Genomic DNA, 15,529 nt, shown 5'->3' with positions numbered 1-15,529 from the left:
GATTACCGGAGCGAACATTGACCCGTCGCAGAGTCGTCATTACCGGTCTGGGCATCATTTCCCCGGTCGGGAATACCGTTCCGGAGGCCTGGGACAATATTGTCAACGGCCGCTCCGGTATCGGCGAGATCACACGCTTCGATACCACGAACTTCCCGGTGAAGATCGCCGGTGAGGTGAAGGGTTTCGATATCGGCACGTATCTCTCGCCGAAAGAGGCCCGCCGCATGGATGTCTTCATCCATTACGGCATGGCCGCCGGCATCCAGGCGTTCAAGGACGCCGGACTGCAGGTTACCGCCGAGAATGCCGAGCGCATCGGCGTCAATCTGGGCTCGGGCATCGGTGGTCTGCCGATGATCGAAGCCACCCACGACGATTACCTGAAGGCGGGGCCGCGCAAGATTTCCCCGTTCTTTATCCCCGGAACGATCATCAACATGATCGCGGGCAACCTGTCGATCATGTTCGGCCTGAAAGGGCCTTGCCTGGCGATGGTCACCGCCTGCACGACCGCCACGCACTGCATCGGCGAAGCAGCGCGTCTGATCAAGTACGGTGACGCCGACGTGATGATCGCCGGCGGCGCGGAGTCGACCGTGACGCCGCTGGCCGTCGGCGGCTTTGCCTCGGCCCGTGCGCTGTCCACGCGCAACGACGACCCGCAGACGGCGAGCCGTCCGTGGGACAAGGGCCGCGACGGTTTCGTGCTGGGCGAGGGCGCCGGCGTGCTGGTGCTCGAAGAGTACGAGCACGCGAAGGCGCGTGGCGCGAAGATCTATGCCGAAGTCGTTGGTTACGGCATGAGCGCCGACGCCTACCACATGACCGCTCCGTGCGAGGACGGCAACGGCGCTGCACGCTGCATGACCAATGCGATGCGCGATGCGGGCATGTCGCTGGACGAAGTCGACTACATCAACGCGCACGGCACGTCGACGCCGCTCGGCGACCTGGCCGAAACGACCGCGGTCAAGCGTTGCTTCGGCGACCGCGCGAAGTCGATTGCGGTGAATTCGACCAAGTCGATGACCGGTCACCTGCTGGGCGCAGCGGGAGGCGTCGAGGCGGTGTTTACAGCGCTGGCGATCCATAACCAGATCGCTCCGCCGACGATCAACATCTTCGATCAGGACGATGGTTGCGATCTCGACTACGTTGCGAACAAGGCTCGTCCGATGGAGATCCGTGCCGCGCTGTCGAACTCGTTCGGCTTTGGCGGCACGAACGGCACCGTCGCGTTCCGCCGCGTCTGAGTCGCAGGCGAGGTAGCCCGTGCGCTACCCGCTTGACATCGGGCTTCGTTCGTCGAGGCTGATGTGCCTGATGAGCGCCGCGATCCATGCGATCGCGGCGTTTGCATTTCTGCGCTCGTCCTTTCCGCTGCCGTTCGTCATCGTCGTCGTTGCAGGACTGGCATTCTCGCTGCGCTCGGCGATCCGCGTCGAAAGAGAGAAGGGAAGCGTGCGTCTGGTGCTGCTGGACGATGGCGGGCTGCACGTTGACCCCGATGGTCACGCTCGCCGAACGGTATATGCGGTGGCCGAGCCAGGGTGCGTCGATTTCGGTTGGGCGGTGTGGATTCACTGGCGCGGTACGCGGGTGCGACGTTCGCCCCGAATGCCGATCCGCGGTGCAATGATGCTCGTGAGGGGGAACGTCGGCGACGACGAGTGGCGGAGCCTGAAGATCTGGCTCAGGCACAAGGTGGGCGCTGCCCGGGCGGAAGACGCCAAGGGCGACGCACCCGCGCAGTACTGAGTCCGCGGATGGGAATCCGCCCCGAGTGGCGAATTCCGTCCCTCAGTGCCGTTGCGGTCGCAGGACGGTGGGGCGCGCCACCGGCAGCGTGTCCGGGTAATCGCGCGAACTGTGAAGGCCGCGGCTTTCCCTGCGTCGCAAGGCGCAGCGCACGATCAGGTCGGCAGTGACAACGAGGTTGCGCAGTTCGATCAGGTCGTTGCTGATGCGAAAGTGCGAATAGAACTCGTTGATTTCGCGCGATAGCAGGCGGATGCGGTGCTGTGCGCGCTGCAGGCGCTTGGTCGTGCGCACGATACCGACGTAGTCCCACATGAAGCGCCGCAGTTCCGCCCAGTTGTGTGAGATGACGACTTCTTCGTCGGCGTCGGTTACGCGGCTCTCGTCCCAGTCCGGGAGCCGGGGCAGGGGGCGGGGCGGTTGGGAAAGGATGTCGTTCGCCGCCGCCTCACCGAAAACCAGGCACTCGAGGAGCGAGTTGCTGGCGAGGCGGTTGGCGCCATGAAGGCCCGTATACGAGGATTCGCCGACGGAGTACAGGCCGGGGACGTCGGTGCGCGCGGCAAGATCGGTGACGATGCCCCCGCAGGTGTAGTGAGCCGCGGGAACAACGGGAATCCCCTCACGGGTGATGTCGATGCCCAGTTCGAGGCAGCGTGCGTGAATGTTGGGAAAATGCTCGCGCAACCATTCCGCCGGCTTGTGACTGATATCGAGGTAGACGCAGTCGATACCGTGCCGCTTCATCTCGAAGTCGATTGCGCGGGCAACGATGTCGCGCGGAGCCAGTTCCGCGCGGGCATCGTGCGCCGGCATGAATCGTGTGCCGTCGGGCAGTTTCAGCAGACCACCTTCGCCGCGCACGGCTTCCGATATCAGGAAGGATTTCGCTTGCGGGTGATACAGGCAGGTCGGGTGGAACTGGATGAATTCCATGTTCGCGACGCGGCAACCGGCCCGCCACGCCATCGCGATCCCGTCGCCGGTCGCGACGCTCGGGTTGGTCGTATACAGATAGACCTTGCCCGCTCCTCCCGTAGCAATGACGGTGTTGCGGGCGCCTATCGTCTCGACGCGGTCGTTGGCGATGTCCAGCACATATGCGCCGACGCAACCCTGGTCGGGCAGGCCGAGCTTGTCGCCGCGGATGAGGTCGACTGCGATGTGGTTTTCGAGGATGTCGATGTTGGGGTGCTTGATGACCTGCTCGGTCAGCGTGGCCTGCACCGCTGCGCCGGTGGCATCCGCAGCGTGGATGATGCGCCGGTGCGAATGGCCGCCTTCGCGCGTGAGGTGGTATCCGAGGCTCGACTGGTCCTCGCGCGTGAAGGGAACGCCGCGTCCGATCAGCCATTCGATGGCCGTCTTGCCGTGTTCGACGACGAAGCGCGTGGCCTTCGGGTCGCACAGGCCGCCGCCCGCGATGTAGGTGTCCTGGATGTGCGCTTCGATGCTGTCGGAGGTGTCGAGGACTGCGGCAATGCCGCCCTGTGCCCAGGCACTGGCACTGTCGGAGATCGCGCGTTTGGTGACGAGGGCGACCCGAAGATGGTCTGCCAGACGCAGCGCGATGGACTGGCCTGCGGCGCCGCTGCCGAGGATGAGTACGTCGTATTGTTTTGACAAGATCGTATGTGCCAAGGATCGACCGATTCATGAACTATATCACGTTCGCTGCAGCCGCCCGGGACGTCGGTCTCCGACAGGCTTGCGATGCCGGAAAACCCCATCAGGATCTGAACTATTTCAAGGCGTGCCGGTCTTCTGATTAGCTTTGACTTTGCCGGAGACGGGGTGGGGTCGCTATACTGGCGCGGATTTTGCCCAACATAGAGAAACGACCCGCCCATGAGCGATCGCGAGATAGATCAGCAGCTTGTCGAGCGCGTGCAGCGCGGCGACAAGCAGGCTTTCGGCTTGCTGGTGGCTAAGTACCAACGCAAGCTGCACAGGCTGCTGTCCCGCTTGATCCGCGATTCGGCAGAGGTCGAAGACGTGGCCCAGGAAACCTTCATCAAGGCGTATCGCGCCTTGGGGTCGTTTCGTGGCGATAGTGCTTTTTACACGTGGCTGTACCGTATCGGGATCAATACCGCTAAGAACTATCTGGTTTCGCAAGGCCGACGGGCGCCCACCTCGACGGGATTCGATTCGGAAGAGGCGGAGACCTTCGAGGAAGGTGATCAGTTGCGCGACATCAACACGCCGGAACGTCTGATGATGACGCGGCAGATCGGCGAGACGGTCGATCAGGCGATGGAGGCGCTGCCGGAGGAGTTGCGTACGGCGATCATGCTCAGGGAACTTGAGGGGCTCAGCTACGAGGAAATTGCCAGCATCATGGACTGTCCGATCGGAACCGTGCGCTCGCGAATCTTCCGTGCACGCGAGGCGATTGCTGAAAGACTGCGGCCGCTGCTGGACACGGCGCCCGATAAACGTTGGTAGGTGGTACTCATGAAGGACAAATTGTCGGCACTTCTGGATGGTGATCTCGACGAGCAATCGGCGCATCCGGTTTTCGAGTCGATGCGGCGCGACGGCTCGTTGCGCACCGACTGGGAGGCATACTGCCTGATCGGCGACGTGCTTCGCGGTGACGGTGGCGGGAACGCCAGTTTTGTCGGGCGTGTCATGGCGAATATCGACGAAGAGCCCACCTTGCTTGCGCCTCCCCCGCGTGCGGTCGCGGACGGCGGGCGGCTGTGGCGTTCCCTGATGCCGTTGGCTGCCTCCGTGATGGGTGTGGCCGCGGTGGGATGGGTTGCCCATACCCTATACAGCGATCAGGGGCATGGGGCGGGGAGCCCCGTTGCCGTTGCGCGATCGTCGGCTGCCGTCGTGGCGCACACCGCGGTGCGTCCGGTCGCCGTTGCGCCGACGCCGTTTGCGGTGGATCCGACCCGCGAATATGTCTTCGTTCATCAGGCGATGTCGGGCGGCGGACCCATATCAGGCGTGATCCAGCATGTGCGCACGGTTTCCGACGTCGGGCAGGACAGTGGTCGATGAGGCGGGTTTCAGCTGTATTGGCGGTCTGCGCGGCATTGATGCAGGCACCGGCCATTGCGGAGTCGCCGGCTGATCCCCTGTCCTGGCTCGGGCGAATGGCAACTGCGGGCCAGCGCCTCAATTATTCCGGTACTTTCATCTATCAGTCGGGAAAGAATTTCGAGACGTCGCGCATCGCGCACATGAGCGATGCGAACGGCGAACATGAACGCCTCGAAGTACTGGACGGCAGCCCGCGCGAGGTGATCCGCAGCAACAGCGAAGTGCGTTGCGTGCTGCCGGACCAGAAGACGGTCATCGTCGACCGCCCTGGCACCCGGCGCGCATTTCCTTCGCGACTGCCTGTGGCGTTCGGCGGTCTTGCCGAAAATTATCGTATCCGCAAGGGCAATGTGGGCCGGGTTGCAGGGCTGGACGCGCAGCAGATCATCCTCGAGCCGAAAGACGACCTGCGCTTCGGATACCAGTTGTGGGCGGAACTGCAGTCCGGGCTCCTGCTCAAGGCGCGTACGGTTGACGATCGTGGCGAGATCGTCGAGCAATTCACCTTCAGTGACGTCAGGATAGGCGGCGAGATCGGTAGCGATGCCTTCCGCCCGCGCATCACGAAGAGTAGCGATTGGCGGATCGTTCACGCCAATGGCGTCGAAGTGCGCAAGGAGGAAAGCGGTTGGGTCCTGAACGCTCCGCTGGCGGGGTTCTCCCTCGTCTCGGTGATGCGCAGGCCACTTGGTCGTGATCGGGGCGAGGCGCTGCATATGGTGTACAGCGACGGACTCGCTTCGATTTCGGTGTTCATCGAGCCGAACGACGGGGCACGCGTGGAACTCGGGCCGTTCGCGAGTGGTGCGATCAACATCTACAAGCGCGTCGTGGGTCCGCATCTCGTGACCGCTCTCGGCGAGGCCCCTTTGCGTTCGGTGCAGCGCCTGGGGGACGCGATCGAGCCGGTGACGCGATGAACGAAGCGCAGTGCGTGGTCGAACGGGTTGAGGGTGGTCGCGCCTGGGTTCGCCTCACCGAGCGGGCGGGCGGCTGCGGACGCTGTGACGAGCCGGGTGGGTGCCGCTCGACGGGCCTCGCGTATGTGTTGAAGGCTCCGGACGAAGTGTTTGCGGTTCCGAATTCCATCGATGTCCGACCGGGCGAGCTGGTGCGCCTGCGGATGCATGATGGTGCGCCGTTGCGGGGCGCGCTGCTGGGCTACGGCTTGTCCGTCGGTCTGCTGCTGATCGGCGCCGCACTGGGCAGCGCGCTCGCTGAGTCCGCAACGCAGGACCTGACTGCAGCGGCAGGGGGCCTTGTCGGCCTTGCTGTCGCGTTCGGGATCAATCGCGCGCTCTTCCGCAGCCGGTCCGTGCGCCGCGGCTTCGAGATCGAGATGGTGCGCGGGGCAGCAGGATGTGGCGCGACGGGGGCGCAGCACGGATGAGCCTCGGACGTCTGCTGCGGGCACTTGTTTTTGCACTGTCTTGCGTGTTCGCAGGCTCTACCGCGTGGGCCGCAGGTAGCCTGATTGCCTTGCCCGATTTCACGCAGCTCGTGCAGCGGCATGGTGCGGCCGTCGTGAACATCAGCGCTGCTCAGGCCGGGAAGGGGGGCGGGCCGGGATTCCCCGGGCTTGCGCCGGACGATCCGATGTTCGATTTCTTCCGGCGCTTCATCCCGCGCAAGCCCGAGCATCCGCGTATCGATCCCGACAACAAGTCGCTGGGTTCCGGCTTCATCGTGAGCTCTGACGGCTATATCCTGACCAATGCGCACGTCATCGAAGGGGCCGAGGAGATCATCGTCCGCCTGATCGACAAGCGCGAGTTCCGCGCGCGCGTGGTGGGGGCAGACGCGCGGTCCGATGTGGCGCTGATCAAGATCGATGCGACCGATCTGCCGCGTCTGGCGATCGGCGACCCGGACAAGCTGCAGGTGGGGGAATGGGTGCTCGCGATCGGATCGCCCTTCGGCTTCGACCATTCGGTGACGGCCGGCATCGTCAGCGCGAAGGGGCGCAGTCTGCCGGACGAGAACTTCGTGCCCTTCATCCAGACGGACGTCGCGATCAACCCTGGCAATTCGGGCGGGCCGCTGTTCAACCTGAAGGGCGAGGTCGTCGGCATCAATTCGCAGATCTATAGCCAGACCGGTGGCTTCATGGGGCTGTCGTTCGCGATCCCGATCAACCTCGCAATGGACATCCAGGGCCAGCTAAAGGCCAGCGGCCGCGTGCAGCGCGGGCGCATCGGCGTTGCAATCCAGGAAGTGACGCGCGCGCTCGCGGAGACTTTCGCGCTGCCGCGCGCGGAAGGTGCGCTCGTGAGCGCTGTCGAGCCGGGTGGCCCGGCGGCGAAGGCGGGCGTCGAACAGGGTGATGTGATCGTGCGTTTCGCCGGCAAGACAGTCGAAGAATCCAGCGATCTGCCGCGGATCGTGTCCACCAGCCGTCCAGGAGCTCAAGTCAGCTTGGCACTTTACCGGGCGGGCACGCTGCGCGACATCAATATCGTGGTCGGCGAATGGGCCGACGAAGGCGGTTCGCGTTCGCGCCGGAGTGAGCGTGCGCAACCGGCACCGAACAAGCTCGGTCTGGTGCTCGGATTGCCGAGTCCGGCGCAGAAGCGCGAGCGCAATGTGGAACACGGGCTGGTCATCGAGCGGGTCCTGGGCGCCGCGGCACGTTCGGACCTGCAGGTGGGCGACATCGTGCTCGCGATCGTGACCGGCGGACGGCAGATCGCGCTGAAGACGGTCGACGGTTTTGCGCGTCAGGTCGCGGAGGTCAGGGACGGCCAGTTGGTGACCCTGCTGGTGCACCGTGGAGCGGGAACCAGTTACGTGACCCTGCGGGCGGGGGACTGAGCGTGGTACGCGAATTCACCGTGATGAGTCGCGAATGGTGTCACCTGTGTCACGATCTCATCGATCGCTTGTTGCCCCTTGCGGCCGAGCTTGGGTGGGCGGTGCGCGTCCTGGACGTCGATGCCGATCCGGCGCTTGAAGCGCGATGGGACGAACTGGTTCCCGTCGTCCTCGCCGGTGACGCCGAGCTGTGCCATTACCACCTCGACGAGGCGGCGATCCGTGCCTATTGCGGGCGTTTTCCGCTAGAATCCGCGGCTTAGCCGATTCAACCGATTCATCCTGGGTGCCGCATGGCACCTTTCTTTTGTTGGCGCATGCAACACATCCGAAATTTTTCCATCATCGCCCACATCGATCACGGCAAGTCCACGCTGGCTGATCGGCTCATCCACTACTGCGGCGGGCTCTCCGATCGCGAGATGGAGGAGCAGGTGCTCGATTCGATGGACCTCGAGCGCGAGCGCGGGATCACGATCAAGGCGCAGACGGCTGCCCTGCAGTACAAGGCGAAGGATGGTCAGGTCTATAACCTGAACCTGATCGATACGCCGGGGCACGTCGACTTTTCCTACGAGGTGAGCCGTTCGCTGTCGGCTTGCGAGGGAGCGCTGCTGGTGGTCGATGCCTCGCAGGGCGTGGAGGCGCAGACGGTCGCGAACTGCTACACGGCGATCGAGCAGAATGTCGAGGTCGTGCCAGTCCTGAACAAGATCGACCTGCCCGCGGCTGATCCGGACAACGCGCGCCAGGAGATCGAGGACGTGATCGGCGTCGACGCGTCCGAGGCGGTGCTGTGTTCGGCGAAGACGGGTCTGGGCATCGAGGACGTGCTGGAGACCGTCGTGCGCCGCGTGCCGCCGCCCAAGGGCGATCCCGCAGCGCCGCTGAAGGCGCTGATCATCGACTCGTGGTTCGACAACTACGTCGGCGTCGTGATGCTGGTGCGTGTAGTGGACGGCGTGCTGCGGCCGAAGGATCGTATCCTCCTGATGGCGAACGGCGCACAGTATCCTTGCGACCAGGTCGGCGTGTTCACTCCGCGTTCGGTTGCGCGTACCGAGTTGGCCGCTGGCGAGGTGGGCTTCATCATCGCCGGCATCAAGGAATTGCAGGCGGCGAAAGTCGGTGACACCGTGACGCTCGCGAACCGTCCGGCGGCCGAACCGCTGCCCGGGTTCAAGGAAATCAAGCCGCAGGTGTTCGCGGGCCTGTATCCGGTCGAGTCGAGCGAGTACGAGCAGTTGCGCGATTCGCTGGAAAAACTGCGCCTGAACGACGCATCGTTGCAGTTCGAGCCGGAAGTCTCGCAGGCGCTGGGCTTCGGATTCCGCTGCGGCTTCCTCGGCCTGTTGCACATGGACATCGTGCAGGAGCGCCTCGAACGCGAATTCGACATGAATCTCATCACGACGGCTCCGACCGTCGTGTATGAGGTCGTGATGAACAGCGGCGAAGTGATTCATGTCGAGAATCCGTCCAAGCTGCCCGACCTGTCGAAGGTCGCGGAGATTCGCGAGCCGATCATCACGGCAACGATCTTCATGCCTCAGGAATACGTCGGCCCCGTGATCACGTTGTGCAACCTGAAGCGCGGTGTGCAGGTCGACATGCGCTACCACGGCCGCCAGGTGCAGTTGATCTATGACCTGCCGATGAACGAAGTGGTGATGGACTTCTTTGACAAGCTGAAGTCGGTGTCGCGCGGTTACGCCTCGCTGGACTACGAGTTCAAGGAGTACCGTGCGGCGGATCTCGTGAAGCTCGACATGATGGTCGGCGGCGAGAAGGTCGATGCGCTGTCGGTGATCGTGCATCGCGCCTCTGCACAGTATCGTGGCCGTGAAGTGGCAGCGAAGCTGCGTTCGCTGATCCCGCGCCAGATGTTCGACGTCGCCGTCCAGGCAGCGATCGGCTCGCACATCATCGCGCGTGAGACCATCAAGGCGCTGCGCAAGAACGTGCTCGCGAAGTGCTACGGCGGCGACATCTCGCGCAAGAAGAAACTTCTCGAGAAGCAGAAGGAAGGCAAGAAGCGCATGAAGCAGGTCGGCAACGTCGAAATTCCGCAGGAGGCCTTCCTCTCCGTGTTGCGGGTGGACGAAGGCAAGTAAGCGGCAAGGCCTTGCGCCGTGCTGCGTTGAATGGCGACGAAACGGAGTCTGTGTGAATTTTGCGCTGGTGTTGTTCCTGCTGCTGGTGGCAACGGCGATACTTTGGGTCATCGACCGCTTCTACGCCAAGAAGCGTCGCGCTCCCGGTGCTCCCGCGCCGTGGTGGGTCGAGTACGGTGCCAGTTTCTTTCCGGTGATCCTGATCGTGTTCGGCCTGCGTTCGTTCATCGTCGAGCCGTTCAAGATTCCGTCCGGTTCGATGATTCCGACGCTGCTCGTCGGTGATTTCATCCTCGTCAACAAGTGGACCTATGGCATCCGCCTTCCGGTGATCAACAAGAAGATCATCGAGGTGAACAATCCGAAACGCGGCGACGTGATGGTGTTCCGCTATCCCGCCGATCCGTCGATGGATTACATCAAGCGGGTCGTGGGGCTTCCGGGCGACAGGATCGAGTACATCGACAAGCGTCTGCGCATCAACGGCGAAGCAGTGCCGATCGCGCCGCAGGACGATTACCTCCATCCGGATCGCCTGTACTATTCGCCGCGTTTCCTGGAAAAGCTGGGCGCGGTCGAGCATTCGGTACTGATCGAGCGCGATGTGCCGCCCTTCGTGCCACAGGTGCTCGATTATCCGCATCGCGAGAACTGCACCTATACTACGGCCGGCGTGCGTTGCATCGTACCCGAAGGACATTACTTCATGATGGGCGACAACCGCGACGCGAGCAGCGACAGCCGCGTCTGGGGGTTCGTTCCGGATGAGAACATCGTCGGCAGGGCGTTCTTCATCTGGTTCAACTTCAACGACATGAAACGGATTGGCGGGTTCCACTGATACGGAGACGGCATGCGGATGAAGAAATGGCAACGGGGCATGAGCCCTATCAGCGTACTGGTTGTCGGCGGGCTTCTCGGTTTCGTGCTGCTGATCGGCTTTCGTGCCGTTCCGGCGGTCAACGAGTACTTCGCCATCCAGCGCATCATCAAGAAGGTGGCCGACGAGGGTGATGGTGGCGCCTCGATCGCCGACATGCGCAGGAGTTTCGAGCGCCGCGGTCTGATCGACGACGTGGTCACGGTCACCGGTGCCGACCTTGAGATCAGGAAGGATGGCAGCAAGGTCGCTATCGACGTCGAGTATTCCCGCAAGGTCCCGGTGGTGAGCAACGTCAGCCTGCTGATCGACTTCAAAGCGACGACGACCGGAAGATAGTGGCAGCCAATCTGGATCGCCTCCAGCGCCTCGTCGGACATCAGTTCAGGGACCGCGGGTTGCTGGAGCAGGCACTCACGCACCGCAGTTTCGGGCACCCCAACAACGAGCGCCTGGAGTTTCTCGGCGACAGCATCCTGAATTGCGTCGTCGCGATCGCGCTGTTCGAGCGTTTCAACGAGTTGCGCGAAGGCGAGATGTCACGTCTGCGGGCCTCGTTGGTGTGTCAGGACGGCCTGCATGGTATTGCTCGCGAGCTCGACCTCGGCGAGTACCTGCGCCTGGGTGAAGGGGAGCTGAAGAGCGGCGGGTTCCGCCGGCCCTCCATCCTCGCCGACGCGCTCGAAGCGATGTTCGCGGCGGTGTTTCTCGATCAGGGTTTTGCAGCGGCGAAGGCGGTGATCGACCGTCTGTATGCGCCGCTGATCGCGGCCATAGATCCTCGCGTGGCAGCCAAGGATCCGAAGACCGCACTGCAGGAATACCTGCAGGGGCGCAGGATGGCGCTGCCGACCTACACGACGGTGAAGGTGCATGGCGAGGCGCATGCGCAGGAATTCGAGGTCACCTGCGAGGTCAACGCGTTGAAGATCCGTACCACCGGGCGGGGCACGAGTCGTCGCGCCGCCGAGCAGCAGTCGGCCGAGAACGCGCTGGCGGAGTTGAGGAAGTCATGAACGAGAATATCAGCCCGGAGAACGGGCCTGCCGCAGTGCCCGAAGGCTTCCGCACGGGATTCGTCGCCATCGTCGGACGGCCCAACGTCGGCAAGTCGACGCTGCTGAACCGCCTGATCGGGCAGAAGATCAGCATCGTTTCGCGCAAGGCGCAGACGACGCGGCATCGCGTCACGGGCATCCTGACCAACGATGACGCGCAGTTCGTGTTCGTCGATACGCCGGGTTTCCAGACCAAACATCGCAACGCCCTCAACCGCTCGATGAACCGGACGGTGTCGCAGGTGCTCTCCGACGTGGATCTCGTGCTCTTCGTGATCGAGGCCGGCCGCTTCAGCGAAGACGACCGCAAGGTCGTCGAGGTGCTGCCGCGGGAAGGGAACGTGGTCCTTGTGATCAACAAGGTCGACCGTCTCGCCGACAAGACGCAATTGCTGCCGTTCATCGCCCGTGTGAAGGATGTCTATCCCTTCACCGAGGTCGTGCCGCTCAGCGCCGAGCGCGGGACGAACGTCGAGCAGTTGCTCAAGGCGGTGACGCCGTTGTTGCCCGAGGGCGCGCCGATGTACGGCGAGGACGAGATCACCGACCGCAGCGAACGTTTCCTTGCGGCCGAGTTCCTGCGCGAGAAACTCTTCCGCCTGCTGGGGGACGAGCTGCCCTACGGCATCGCCGTGGAGGTGGAGAAGTTCGAAACGGAAGGCAAGCTGCGTCGCATCCATGCCGCGGTCGTCGTCGACCGCGCCAGCCACAAGGCGATCGTCATCGGCAAGGACGGCGAGCAGTTGAAGCGCATCGCGTCGGAGGCGCGCGTCGAACTGGAGCAGCTGTTCGACGGCAAGGTGTTTCTCGAGGTGTGGGTCAAGGTCAAGAGCGGATGGGCGGACGACGAACGCGCCCTCAAGAGCCTGGGCTACGAATAAGGCCTGCGGGCGCGTGCCGTCGTGAGCCAGAAACAGCGCGTCGACGGGCAGCCGAGTTTCGTCCTGCACACGTACCCCTGGCGCGAGACCAGCCTCATCGTGGAGGTCTTCTCGCGCGATCACGGCCGCGTCGCTCTGGTCGCGAAGGGGGCGCGGCGCCCCATGTCGGCCCTGCGCGGCGTCATCATGGCGTTTCAGCCGCTGCTTGTGGACTGGTCCGGTGGTGGCGAGGTCAAGACGCTCGTGCGTGCCGAGCGCAGCGGCGGTCAACCCTTGCTGGCCGGACGTGCGCTGATGTGCGGTTACTACGTGAACGAGCTGATGGTGCGCCTGACGGCCCGCGAGGATCCGCATGCAGTGTTGTTCGACGCGTATGCCCGCGCGATCGCGACCCTCGGCCGTGGCGAGCCGCAGGAGCCGGTGCTGCGGCGCTTCGAACTCGCGCTGCTGCGCGAGCTCGGCTATGGCATCGGTCTCGCCGCGGACAGCGACTCGGGAGAGCCGCTGGATCCTCGCGCCGACTACGTCTATATAATCGAGCGCGGTCCGGTGCCGGTACCCGATGGCGGGGGCGATCTGCCGGCGACGAACGGGCAGACCCTGCTCGACATGGAGCGTGACGATTTTTCCCGGCCCGAAACACTGGTCCAGAGCAAGACCCTGCTTCGTATGCTGATCAATCATTACCTCGGTGGGCAGACGCTGCAGTCGCGCCGGGTTCTAAAGGAGTTGCTGGAACTGTGATCGAACTCGGCGTGAACATCGACCACGTGGCGACGCTGCGCCAGGCGCGCCGCACCTGGGAGCCGGACCCGGTATGGGCGGCCGTGGAGGCGCATCTCGGTGGCGCGGACGGCATCACCGTGCATCTGCGCGAGGACAGGCGCCACATCCAGGACGAGGACGTGCGCAGACTGCGCGAGCTCACGCAGGTCAAGCTCAACCTCGAGATGGCCGCGACCGACGAGATGGTCGGGATCGCGTGCCGTCTGAAGCCCGAGATGGCGATGCTGGTGCCTGAAGGCCGGCATGAAGTGACGACCGAAGGTGGCCTCGACGTCGTCGCCCAGGAGGCGCGGCTGAAGGCCGTCGTCGGGCGTCTGGCCGACGCGGGGATCGTCACGAGCGTGTTCATCGACGCCGAAATCGCGCAGGTGGAGGCCGCCGCACGCATTGGCGCGCGCGTGTGCGAGATCCACACGGGCCCATACGCACACGCCTTCCACAATGCCGGGAGAGACGCCGAGAGTGCGTCCGTGGTCGCGGAAATAGCGAAGGTACGTAAGGCGGGGGAGGCGATCCGTGGTCTGGGTATGCGCTTCAATGCGGGCCACGCCCTGAACTACTACAACGTGCAGCCGATCGCACGGCTCGCAGGCGTGCGCGAACTGCACATCGGCCATGCCATCGTCAGCCGGGCGGTGTTCGCGGGCATGCGCGAGGCGGTGCGCGAGATGAAGCGCCTGATGCGCGAGGCCGCAGGGCAGGGCTGCTGAGCATCGCCGGATGATTCACGGGATCGGTACGGATATCGTCCAGATCGCCCGCCTGAGCGCCGCCCTGGCGCGCAACGGCGAGCGTTTCGCGGCGCGTATCCTTGCGCCCGGAGAGGAGCGCGAAGGCTTCAGGGCGAGCCGCGATGCGGCGCGATTCCTTGCCAAGCGTTTTGCAGCCAAGGAGGCGTTCGGGAAGGCCCTGGGGACGGGCGTTGCTGTACCGGCGACGCTGCATGCGGTGCGGGTCGGGCACGACGAACTCGGCAAGCCGGTCTACCTGTTCGACGACGGGCTCGCCGCCTACATGCAGGAGCGCGGACTCAGTGCGCACCTGAGCCTGAGCGACGAAACCGATTATGTGGTCGCGTTTGCGCTGATCGAGAAGCCATGAATTCGACAACTCAAGACAAGCTGCACCTGCCGCTCGGGCCGGTGATGCTCGACGTTGCGGGCACCGTGCTCACCGACGAGGAGCGCGAACGCCTGTGCGATCCGCTGGTCGGCGGCGTGATCCTGTTTGCGCGCAATTTCACCGGTTCCGAGCAACTCTCGGCGCTGACGGCCGAGATCCATGCGTTGCGCGATCCGGCGCTCGTGATCGCAGTCGATCACGAAGGCGGGCGAGTGCAGCGTTTCCGTACGGACGGCTTCACGCGTTTGCCGTCGATGCGCCGGCTCGGGCAGATGTGGGCACAAGACCACGTTGCCGCGCTGGATGCGGCCCGCGCGGTCGGCTACGTGCTGGCGTCCGAACTGTTGGCCCACGGTGTGGACCTCAGTTTTGCCCCCGTGCTGGACCTCGATTACGGCAGCAGCCGCGTGATCGGGGACCGATCCTTCCATCGCGACCCCCAGGTGGCGGCGTCGCTAGCGCAGGCGCTTGCCGCGGGCATGGCCGATGCCGGGATGGGATGCGTGGGCAAGCACTTCCCGGGGCATGGTTTCGTCGAGGCGGACTCGCACCTCGAGATCCCGGTCGACGAGCGCGACTTCGACGCGATCTGGAACGAGGACATTGCTCCCTACCGCCATCGCATCGGCCGGCAGCTGTCCGGCGTGATGCCGGCGCACGTCATCTACACGAAGGTCGATCCGAATCCGGCGGGTTTTTCGCCTTTCTGGCTGCAGGACGTGTTGCGCGGCCGCGTCGGTTTCAAGGGCGTCGTGTTCAGCGATGACCTGACGATGGAGGGGGCGGCGGTCGCCGGCGACATCCTCGCTCGTGCCAAGGCGGCCTGTGCGGCTGGTTGCGACATGGTGCTGGTGTGCAATCGCCCGGATCTGGCCGCCGACCTGCTGGACCGCTGGGTTCCCGAGATGCAGCTCGAGAGCCGCGCGCGCGTCGCGGCCTTGCACGCGCGTCCGCAGTTCGGCGATTCCTTCGCGCTCGAGCTGAGTCCGGTCTATCAGCAGGCGCGCGGAACCGTCGCAGGGATTCCGGAAGAGCTCGCCTGAACCTTCGTCCGGTTCCGAG

Annotated in this window: 18 protein-coding genes; 17 read left to right on the top strand and 1 reads right to left on the bottom strand. The window is 64.2% G+C overall.

The window, feature by feature from the left end; translation table 11 throughout:
* The first annotated feature begins 17 nt into the window (after positions 1 to 17).
* Both fabF and F464_RS0123595 read left to right on the top strand, forming a co-directional pair.
* Positions 18 to 1,256: a beta-ketoacyl-ACP synthase II gene (fabF, locus tag F464_RS0123600; protein WP_018992330.1), complete on the top strand. Its 1,239-nt coding sequence runs from the start codon at positions 18 to 20 to the stop codon at positions 1,254 to 1,256.
* A 19-nt stretch (positions 1,257 to 1,275) separates the two neighbouring features.
* The gene (locus F464_RS0123595) at positions 1,276 to 1,761 is read left to right on the top strand and encodes a protein YgfX (RefSeq protein WP_018992329.1); all 486 of its coding nucleotides are present in this window, start codon (positions 1,276 to 1,278) and stop codon (positions 1,759 to 1,761) included.
* Between the two features lie 42 nt (positions 1,762 to 1,803).
* Here F464_RS0123595 and nadB read toward each other — a convergent pair whose 3' ends face one another.
* The gene (nadB, locus tag F464_RS0123590) at positions 1,804 to 3,387 is read right to left on the bottom strand and encodes an L-aspartate oxidase (RefSeq protein ID WP_026296269.1); all 1,584 of its coding nucleotides are present in this window, start codon (positions 3,385 to 3,387) and stop codon (positions 1,804 to 1,806) included.
* Between the two features lie 222 nt (positions 3,388 to 3,609).
* On the opposite strand from nadB, the gene rpoE reads away from it, so the two are divergent.
* The 15 genes from rpoE to nagZ are packed head-to-tail and all read left to right on the top strand — an operon-like array spanning position 3,610 to position 15,510.
* The gene (gene rpoE / locus F464_RS0123585) at positions 3,610 to 4,209 is read left to right on the top strand and encodes an RNA polymerase sigma factor RpoE (RefSeq protein WP_018992327.1); all 600 of its coding nucleotides are present in this window, start codon (positions 3,610 to 3,612) and stop codon (positions 4,207 to 4,209) included.
* Positions 4,210 to 4,218: 9 nt separating this feature from the next.
* The gene (locus tag F464_RS0123580; RefSeq protein ID WP_018992326.1) at positions 4,219 to 4,773 is read left to right on the top strand and encodes a sigma-E factor negative regulatory protein; all 555 of its coding nucleotides are present in this window, start codon (positions 4,219 to 4,221) and stop codon (positions 4,771 to 4,773) included.
* Positions 4,770 to 5,735, top strand: coding sequence for a MucB/RseB C-terminal domain-containing protein (locus F464_RS0123575; RefSeq protein ID WP_026296268.1), 966 nt, complete (start codon positions 4,770 to 4,772; stop codon positions 5,733 to 5,735). Before F464_RS0123580 ends, F464_RS0123575 begins: the two co-directional genes overlap by 4 nt.
* Complete coding sequence (locus F464_RS29400; protein ID WP_018992324.1) at positions 5,732 to 6,205, top strand: SoxR reducing system RseC family protein; 474 nt, start codon at positions 5,732 to 5,734, stop codon at positions 6,203 to 6,205. Before F464_RS0123575 ends, F464_RS29400 begins: the two co-directional genes overlap by 4 nt.
* Positions 6,202 to 7,626 carry a Do family serine endopeptidase gene (locus F464_RS0123565; protein WP_040395744.1) on the top strand — a complete coding sequence of 475 codons (1,425 nt, stop codon included), beginning with the start codon at positions 6,202 to 6,204 and terminating at the stop codon, positions 7,624 to 7,626. Before F464_RS29400 ends, F464_RS0123565 begins: the two co-directional genes overlap by 4 nt.
* Before the next feature lie 2 nt (positions 7,627 to 7,628).
* Positions 7,629 to 7,889, top strand: a complete 261-nt coding sequence (locus F464_RS29395) for a glutaredoxin family protein (RefSeq protein ID WP_018992322.1) — start codon at positions 7,629 to 7,631, stop codon at positions 7,887 to 7,889.
* A gap of 54 nt (positions 7,890 to 7,943) precedes the next feature.
* Positions 7,944 to 9,740, top strand: coding sequence for a translation elongation factor 4 (gene lepA / locus F464_RS0123555; protein WP_018992321.1), 1,797 nt, complete (start codon positions 7,944 to 7,946; stop codon positions 9,738 to 9,740).
* Between the two features lie 52 nt (positions 9,741 to 9,792).
* The gene (gene lepB / locus F464_RS0123550; protein ID WP_018992320.1) at positions 9,793 to 10,581 is read left to right on the top strand and encodes a signal peptidase I; all 789 of its coding nucleotides are present in this window, start codon (positions 9,793 to 9,795) and stop codon (positions 10,579 to 10,581) included.
* A gap of 12 nt (positions 10,582 to 10,593) precedes the next feature.
* On the top strand, positions 10,594 to 10,959 hold the full coding sequence (locus tag F464_RS0123545; protein WP_018992319.1) for a DUF4845 domain-containing protein: 366 nt from the start codon (positions 10,594 to 10,596) through the stop codon (positions 10,957 to 10,959).
* Positions 10,959 to 11,636 carry a ribonuclease III gene (gene rnc / locus F464_RS0123540; protein ID WP_018992318.1) on the top strand — a complete coding sequence of 226 codons (678 nt, stop codon included), beginning with the start codon at positions 10,959 to 10,961 and terminating at the stop codon, positions 11,634 to 11,636. Before F464_RS0123545 ends, rnc begins: the two co-directional genes overlap by 1 nt.
* Positions 11,633 to 12,559, top strand: a complete 927-nt coding sequence (era, locus tag F464_RS0123535; protein WP_018992317.1) for a GTPase Era — start codon at positions 11,633 to 11,635, stop codon at positions 12,557 to 12,559. Before rnc ends, era begins: the two co-directional genes overlap by 4 nt.
* A 21-nt stretch (positions 12,560 to 12,580) precedes the next feature.
* Complete coding sequence (gene recO / locus F464_RS0123530) at positions 12,581 to 13,303, top strand: DNA repair protein RecO (RefSeq protein ID WP_018992316.1); 723 nt, start codon at positions 12,581 to 12,583, stop codon at positions 13,301 to 13,303.
* On the top strand, positions 13,300 to 14,055 hold the full coding sequence (locus tag F464_RS0123525) for a pyridoxine 5'-phosphate synthase (protein ID WP_018992315.1): 756 nt from the start codon (positions 13,300 to 13,302) through the stop codon (positions 14,053 to 14,055). The genes recO and F464_RS0123525 overlap by 4 nt, the downstream gene beginning before the upstream one ends.
* 10 nt (positions 14,056 to 14,065) lie before the next feature.
* Positions 14,066 to 14,446 (top strand): holo-ACP synthase, encoded by a 381-nt coding sequence (gene acpS, locus F464_RS0123520; RefSeq protein ID WP_018992314.1) that lies wholly within the window; start codon positions 14,066 to 14,068, stop codon positions 14,444 to 14,446.
* Complete coding sequence (gene nagZ / locus F464_RS29390; RefSeq protein ID WP_018992313.1) at positions 14,443 to 15,510, top strand: beta-N-acetylhexosaminidase; 1,068 nt, start codon at positions 14,443 to 14,445, stop codon at positions 15,508 to 15,510. The genes acpS and nagZ overlap by 4 nt, the downstream gene beginning before the upstream one ends.
* Positions 15,511 to 15,529 lie beyond the last annotated feature (19 nt).

It is taken from the genome of Aromatoleum toluclasticum ATCC 700605, from assembly GCF_000378245.1.
Taxonomy (GTDB): domain Bacteria; phylum Pseudomonadota; class Gammaproteobacteria; order Burkholderiales; family Rhodocyclaceae; genus Aromatoleum; species Aromatoleum toluclasticum.
This window is presented reverse-complemented; position numbering and strand designations above follow the sequence as displayed.